This window comes from Paenibacillus sp. Y859, from assembly GCF_056786405.1.
Map to the genome: position 1 here is coordinate 224,581 of NZ_JBXCIZ010000006.1, position 7,859 is coordinate 232,439.

Annotated in this window: 6 protein-coding genes; 4 read left to right on the forward strand and 2 right to left on the reverse strand. The window is 42.3% G+C overall.

What is annotated here, in order from left to right:
• Positions 1-120 precede the first annotated feature (120 nt).
• From AC1TO8_RS15200 to rnhA, 4 genes are all read left to right on the forward strand, one after another.
• Positions 121-1,881 carry a CHASE2 domain-containing protein gene (locus AC1TO8_RS15200; protein ID WP_482056456.1) on the forward strand — a complete coding sequence of 587 codons (1,761 nt, stop codon included), beginning with the start codon at positions 121-123 and terminating at the stop codon, positions 1,879-1,881.
• Positions 1,878-3,545, forward strand: a complete 1,668-nt coding sequence (locus tag AC1TO8_RS15205) for a FecR family protein (RefSeq protein WP_482056457.1) — start codon at positions 1,878-1,880, stop codon at positions 3,543-3,545. The genes AC1TO8_RS15200 and AC1TO8_RS15205 overlap by 4 nt, the downstream gene beginning before the upstream one ends.
• A 51-nt stretch (positions 3,546-3,596) precedes the next feature.
• Positions 3,597-5,090, forward strand: coding sequence for a stalk domain-containing protein (locus AC1TO8_RS15210; RefSeq protein ID WP_482056458.1), 1,494 nt, complete (start codon positions 3,597-3,599; stop codon positions 5,088-5,090).
• Positions 5,091-5,160: 70 nt separating this feature from the next.
• The gene (rnhA, locus tag AC1TO8_RS15215; protein WP_482056479.1) at positions 5,161-5,826 is read left to right on the forward strand and encodes a ribonuclease H; all 666 of its coding nucleotides are present in this window, start codon (positions 5,161-5,163) and stop codon (positions 5,824-5,826) included.
• A 119-nt stretch (positions 5,827-5,945) separates the two neighbouring features.
• Here rnhA and AC1TO8_RS15220 read toward each other — a convergent pair whose 3' ends face one another.
• Together AC1TO8_RS15220 and AC1TO8_RS15225 are read right to left on the reverse strand one after the other, a co-directional pair.
• On the reverse strand, positions 5,946-6,323 hold the full coding sequence (locus AC1TO8_RS15220; protein ID WP_482056459.1) for a hypothetical protein: 378 nt from the start codon (positions 6,321-6,323) through the stop codon (positions 5,946-5,948).
• A 129-nt stretch (positions 6,324-6,452) separates the two neighbouring features.
• Complete coding sequence (locus tag AC1TO8_RS15225) at positions 6,453-7,328, reverse strand: cation diffusion facilitator family transporter (protein ID WP_482056460.1); 876 nt, start codon at positions 7,326-7,328, stop codon at positions 6,453-6,455.
• Positions 7,329-7,859 lie beyond the last annotated feature (531 nt).

Below are 7,859 nucleotides of genomic sequence, written 5' to 3' on the forward strand. Positions count from 1 at the left end.
AAGTCGAAAATGTGACATATTCTAATAGAGAGCGAATTATGTTTGACCGTCTTATTGCAGAGGATAATATGTTTTTGTAAGTTTTGAATTGGAATAACATAGATGGAGGTGCGTTCTGGATTGAAGCTAAAGCTTGTACATATGATGGCTTTACTTACAGCCCTTGTCTGTATCCTAATGTACAGAGGAGCCTTCGACTCGATTGAGTACTTCTTTCAGGATCGGGTGATGCAACATGAAAGCGCTGTGGATACTCGAATTGCTATTATCGCGATCGATGACCAGAGTCTTGAAGATCTTGGGAGTTGGCCATGGAGTAGGAGTATCCATGCAGGGTTAGTAGATACACTCGCACAGGGTAACCCTACTGTCATTGCTTTTGACGTCACATTCCCTACGCGTTCAGATGATATAGATTCAGACCATGCATTCGAGGATGCAGTATCTCGTGCCGGGAATGTTATTCTGCCTGCGTATGGAACCTTTGCTCCGTCTGCTAAGTCTGGGGATATCGAAGCATTGGGTCTGTCTGAGCCTTACACCGAACTGAAAGAAGCGGCAGGGGCTGTAGCTCATATTAATACGATACCTGATCGTGATCACGTTGTACGTAAGTCACTATACAGCTTCAAATATGATGGACAATCTATTCCAAGCATGGCGTGGTCTGTTTACCAAATGTACATGGAACGTACGGGTGAGAGTGCGAACCCGGAGAAGCCTCCGCTTGATGACTTTGGTAGATTCTACATTTCGTATTCAGAGGCTCCTCAGGAGTATGAGGCAATTCCTTATTCTGCTGTGCTTAGTGGGGAGGTTCCGGCTGAATATTTTGAGAATAGAATTGTTCTGATTGGTCCATACGCTGTAGGATTTAAGGATGATTATCGAACACCACTCAGTGGAAAAGGTACATCATATGGTGTAGAAATTCATGCTAATATTGTGCAGGAACTACTAGATGGTGATTTCAAAAAAGTGCTAGATTGGAAATGGAATGTTGCCATATTACTAGTTACTGCGGTGATCGCCTATTATTTATTCCGTAGATTGAAGTTGTTATACTCCATTCTTGCTGTGGCTGCTATTATCGCAGTGTTGATTATGGGAGGTAGCTATATATACGGTAAAGGGACGATTATTTCATTAGGATATGTCATCCCTTTTCTAATCGTAAGTTGTATTGTCGTTATTTGTTTTCGATATGTTCAGGAATTGCTGGAAAAGCGCAGAGTTACGGATATTTTCGGCCGATATGTCGCCCCACAGGTCGTAAGTCAAATATTAAAAAGTGGGGATGAAGGATTGAAGCTGGGCGGAAGCCGTCGTGAACTGACCATTTTATTTGTAGATATTCGTGGGTTTACGACACTATCTGAAATAACGGAGCCAGAGGAGATTGTCGAAATTCTGAATGAGTATCTCGATCTGACGGCGAATTGTATTTTTCAGTATGAGGGGACTTTGGATAAATTTATTGGGGATGCGACGATGGCTATATTCAATGCCCCGCTATTGCTAGAGGATCACCCTATGAAGGCCGTGCAGGCTGCTTGGGCGATGAAGGAAGGATCTGCGGCAGTCGAAGAAAAGTTGATCGCACGTTTTGGGTTTGGGGTTAAGTTCGGTATAGGCATACATACGGGTCCAGCCGTATTTGGTAATATTGGATCAAAAACTAGAATGGACTATACTGCGATTGGAGATACGGTCAATACGGCGGCTCGTTTGGAGAGTAATGCGAAGCCAGGACAGATTATTATGAGTGAGGCCACCTATGAAGCGGTGCAAGAGAGGGTTACAGCCACTTCCCTAGGAGAAATTAAAGTAAAAGGAAAGGAAAAGGGAATATCAATATATGCATTGGAGGGATTGAAATGAGGCTTATAAAGCTATTATTAACGGTGTTATTAGTAGCGGGTATGATATTACCTTCTATTGTTGCTGCTAAGGACACTGACAAGGCTGGGAAAATAACATCGGTTAGCGGTAAGGCTGAGGTAAAGAAGAGTGGTGGAACGAAGAAGTTCAACGCATTCAAAGGGATGGCTATCACGCAAGGCGATATGATTATTACTGGAGCTAACGGTAAAATGAGCATGGATCTCGACAACGATAAGGAGGTCACAATAGGTCCTGAAGCAACGCTTACGATAAGCCAGTTGGTCAAGAGCGCCAAAGCGCTTGAAGGTAAAACGAGTCTGAAACTACATAATGGACAAGTCATCATTACAGTGAAGAAGAAGCTCCAAGGGGATTCTCGTTTTGAGATTGAGACACCTACCGCGATCATGGGTGTGATGGGCACGCAATTCTTCGTTGGAGTTAATCCTGTGACGGGAGAAAGTTATGTTGCTGTGCTTGAGGGAATTGTCAGCTTGACTCATGCGAATGGAAGCGAGGGTCCGCAGATACTTCCGAGCGAACAGCTTCTCCTGAATAGAGACGGAGTAGGCGAGATAGCACCGCTTGATCTGAATGCTTTGCCGTTGTTTGCACTTGAGAAGTATTCTGAAGAAATTCAACAGATTGAAGTTGATAACGGTGACCGGAAAAATGCATTGAAGCAGTTAATAGAAGAGAAACAACGGCAAGCCGCTATTGATGCGGCTAATAAGCCAGGACCAGCAGTGCGCCCGACCATTGTTTATAACGATCCATCTACGGGGGATAGTGCAGGTGGAGGTAGTGCGAGTGGAGGAACCTCAGGTGGGGGCGGAGGTTCAACACCAGATCCAACACCGAATCCAACACCAGATCCAACACCGAATCCAACACCGAATCCAACACCAGATCCAACACCAGATCCAACACCGAATCCAACACCAGATCCAACACCGAATCCGCCAGACCCAATCCCAGATCCAGTAGTCGGAATACCTGAGTTTGAGTCGATGGACTTTTCTGATAATAAGTATTCTTATATCAAGAGTGCTAAAAGTTTTAGTCTGCCATTCAGTACGAATATTGCGTTCAATGATGCTACCGGAGCTCCGGATAAGCAAGGGGTTATAGTTACCGTTCTAGGTGGAAGTTCCCTTCCCAATCCAGTAGTAGATATCACTACTCATGGGAGAATGTTAACAATCACATTGGAAAATAATATGGAGATCGGATCTGTGGTAATGATAGAGATTGAGGCTGACACGTTGATGAATGCTGATTATGGTGATATACAAACGGATCCTGTGGACATGTTTGAATGGATGTTCGAGCCGGGAGTAGATCCAGATGAGATAAACGTAGATGCTAATGGCATAGCGGACCAAAGTGAAGTTACCCTTTATACACTAGGATATGCAGTTGGAGATTTAGAGTTATTCAATGAAGTTACCCAAGTTACTACTACTCTTGTAAGAGGTGAGGGTGGAGGGGCTGGTTATGATTATGAGATAAACCCAACGAGTACGACAACATTTGTATTTAAGCTCTCAGATTATTTACTAGATGGATTGGATCCAGGTCCATACTATCTTTTCATTCCATTGCTGGATGATGGTGGGAATGAAGTGGAAAGAATTATGGTCTTTATTACTAGAGGGTAGACTTCAAATACAGATACATCACAATATAACGCCCAAAGAGGAGGTTAACAGATGAAGAAACAGTATATATCTATAACTTGTGCAGTCTTACTTCTTACATCGGCATTCGCTATGACAGAGTCAGTGGTAGATGCGCAAGTGTCAGTAACCTCGAATACTACTAAAGATAGTGTTACAACAGTGAACGCCAAGGGCAAGGCTGTCACATATGCAATCCAGAACATCAACCAACCCTGGGGGATAATTGCCGCCTCTGATGACAGCATCATTATTGTTCAATCTGGAAGTGGGCAAGTAAGTAAATGGACCAATGGGAAGTTGGTGTCTATAGCAGGACAGGATCAAAGTGGTTATTTCGATGGAATAGCTTCCAAAGCCGCTTTTAGTCAACCAACGTTCACGGTAGTAGATAGTAAGGGTACGATCTATGTTAGTGATACGGATAATCATGTGATTCGCAAAGTGGATGATGGCAAAGTATACACGCTTGCTGGGAACGGGATCGCTGGCTATAAGGATGGTAAGTTAGGAGGGGCGCAGTTTAATGCGCCTGGGGGATTGAGTGTCGACGATAAAGACAATGTGTATGTAGCGGATACACTTAACCATGTCATTCGTAAAATTACACCGGAGGGTACAGTCACAACTTACGCAGGAGTTACTGGACAAATAGGTGGTTATCAAGATGGACTCCTTGCAGAAGCGCGGTTTAATGAACCTATGGGACTTGTTTTTGATGACAAGGGGAATCTATACGTTTCAGATAGCGGCAACCAATTAATTCGCCTAATTGACGGGGACACAGTGGAGACATTTGCGGGTGAATTGACGGAAGTTGATCCGCTAACGGGATATATGGTGGGTGGATATCGAAATGGAGAGAAAGCGGAAGCTCTATTTAATCGACCTCGTGGTCTCGCCTACAAGGATGGCGTACTGTTCATTGCGGATAGTCTAAATCATCGGATTCGTGCTGTGCAGGCTGATGGCAGAGTTCTCAATATTGCTGGACAGAGTACGCCGGGTAATGAGACTGGTACTGTGGAGGAAGCGATGTTCAATCAGCCCTCTGCGCTTGCTTTTATAGCAGGAAAGTTATATGTGTCAGATACATTGAATCATAGTGTGAAAATATTAGATATTAACCCTAAGGCGTTACAATCGGTGCGCAGTGAAACGGATTTGCTTGATGCAACCGAGTTATCTCTAGCAGGTGATGATATTCAAGTATGGCTGAATGGTCGTCAGATATTATTTTCACCTACAACGAAGCCGTTTCAGAATGATGGAGGATTGTACATTCCCGTAAGGACTATGTTTGACTCTTTAGGAGCACAATTGAAGTGGTCGGCAGTAAGCAAGGAAGTGCAAGTCGCTAAGGATGGTTGGAACCTTGACTTGAAGCTTAATACAGATCAGGATATACTGCTTCTTCAAGGATCAATGTATGTAGAAATATCACAATTAAGAAAAGTGACCTCATTATTGTTGGCTTACGACGAAGAAAGTAATGCGATCGTGATCGATAGTGGAACTTTTGAATAGTCGTCAATGAACAGGTGAGAGTCTGGATAATGAAGAAGTTGAAGCTTTGAATGTTGAAGGGATGAATATCGTGGCAAAGCAGAAGTATTATGTAGTATGGGTTGGGAATACGCCCGGGATCTACACGAAGTGGCCTGAATGTCAGGCGCAAGTAGCCCAATTTAAAGATGCTAAATTTAAGTCATATGATTCTCAAGCAGAGGCAGAGCAGGCTTACCGTGATGGTTGGAAACAGCATTGGGGCAAGAAGAAGCCTGAAGGTAAAGCTCTGTCTGGGACATATCAATCCAATAAAACGACCTCATCGAAGTCGAAAGCTTCAATAGAAGCAATTGATTATAACAGCATCTCAGTTGATGTTGGAACTAGGGGGAACCCGGGTCCTATTGAGTATAGAGGTGTGGATACACAGACGGGAGAAATTGTATTCGAACAAGGACCTATTCCGAAAGGTACGAATAATCTCGGGGAGTTCTTGGCTATCGTACATTCTTTAGCGTTTTTGAAAAAAGAGGGAAGTACAAAGACGGTTTACAGCGACTCCAGAACAGCTCTGAAATGGGTGAGAGAGAAGCAAGTTGCGACAACTTTAGAGCGTGATGAATCGACTAAGGAAGTATGGGGTTTAGTAGATAGAGCGCTACATTGGCTACAAACGAATCAATACGATAATAAGGTACGCAAGTGGGAGACGAAAGAATGGGGAGAGATCAAGGCTGATTACGGGCGTAAGTAAGTCTAGTGAAAAGATAAAGATTGTCTGTCTGATTCTCTTGCTGAGAGGAATCGAACCCTTAAAGAGACAAAAGGCACTGCCAGCATGTGGGCAGTGCCTTTTGTTATAGTAGGTGCTTACTAAGTTCCGTGCACACTATTTGTAATCAGATCTCTAACTTCCGATTTCTGTGCTTCGTATTGGTGAAGAGTTAGACCTCCGCTAGCATAACGTAGATCCAACTGTGATATTAATTCCGAAACCTGTAAGTTAATGACCTTTTGGACATCGACATCATTATTCTGAGCAAGATCAGCTAGTGTACTACCATCATATAGTGCATTATATAATTCTTCATTAGAAGAAAGCTTTAGAACATGGAGTAGGTCATCTTTGACTGGTGCGGTGACGTTCAGCGATTTTGTGACTGGATTGGCACTTGCCTGACTATTCCAGGAAGCTCCACCGATCGTTACAGCGATAACAAAGGAGCCGACTATAATGATTTTCTTCATCATTTACCTCGTTTCCAAATATGTATTTACGAATATAGTCTTTTGAACAACCTCTTATAGGGTTCGTTGTGTAATGTCATTATATCGGTCTAACCTTAGGGCTACATTAAAATAGGTTTAAGATCGGATAAATCAATCTTCTGTTTCAGTAGGCTCAATATGAATATTTACATGTGAAATTTTATGTGTAATCATCATACGATCCTCGACTTCCTCTGAGATGTCATGACTTTCCACGACATTTAAGTGACCATCTACCTCAATAGTAACATCGACTAGTATGTTATTTCCATGGGTACGTGCTTTGATATCTTTAATGGACCCCACACCGGAAGTGCCAGCGATCGTTTCTTTTATTTTATCAAGTTCTGTTTCATCAAATCCATCGGTTAAGGCGTGAGTAGCATCTCTAAAAATATCCCAAGCTGTTTTACAAATAATGATCCCTACTAAGGTTGCAGCTAAAGGATCTAACCAAGGTAAGCCAAACTGGGAGCCGACAATCCCTATAAATGCACCAATACTAACAAAGGCATCCGAACGGTTATCTTGAGCTGCAGCATTAATCGCATTACTATTAATTCTCCTAGCAAGGCGAATATTGTATCGATATACCAGTAACATCACGAGAGCACTGAATAAGGCCGTCCATGCAGCAATCATACTGGGGGTACCTATCGTTGGTTGGAAGAATTTCTGCACTGCTTGAGTTAATACTTGAATTCCGACAGCGATCATGATGAAGGAGGCTATTAATGCGGCGACAGTCTCAGCGCGGAAATGCCCATACTTGTGGTCATGATCGGGTGGTCTCCGAGAAATCTTTAGTCCAATAAGAACGGCGAATGAGGCAATGATATCTGTTGTATTATTAAGTCCATCAGCAAGTAATGCTGCTGACCCAGAAGAAAGTCCAATAAGTAATTTAAGAACGGAGAGACATACATAAGCAATAATACTGACCCATGCGCCTTTTTCTCCTTCTTTAATTTCGCTGTAAGCATCCAATTTCCGGTACCTCCGAATTTTATAGTCTCTAGATCATACTGGAGACGTTGTGTGTGGGTCTAGAGAAACAGTATTGCCCTTGCGCTTAAAAATAGTACCTTAACAACTTATTTAGTAAGGGTGAAACATCTCTCTATAGAAGAAACAGATTTTTAAGATAATTCTACCTATATACATTTAGGAGGTTTTCTTATTGAAAGAGAGATAGATTAGGAAGGGAATATAATTGTCAATAATTACAACTTGCTAAGGTGGAACTAGAAATGGTATATTCTTATTCCGGCCCAATAAACATTGTTTAAATGGATCGGCAAGCAAATCATCGAATGAAACAAATCGAAAATAAAGCTTGCATTATGAAATCTCACATGTTATGATATAAAAGTTGTCACCGAGACACACTGGTGAATAGCGAAAGAGAAATTGATCTTTGAAAACTGAACAACGAGTGAGTGGTTTTCACGAAAGTGAGAACAAAACAAATGAGAAATCATTTGGATTGAGAATGTAATATTCTCGTCAGTTTGTTTC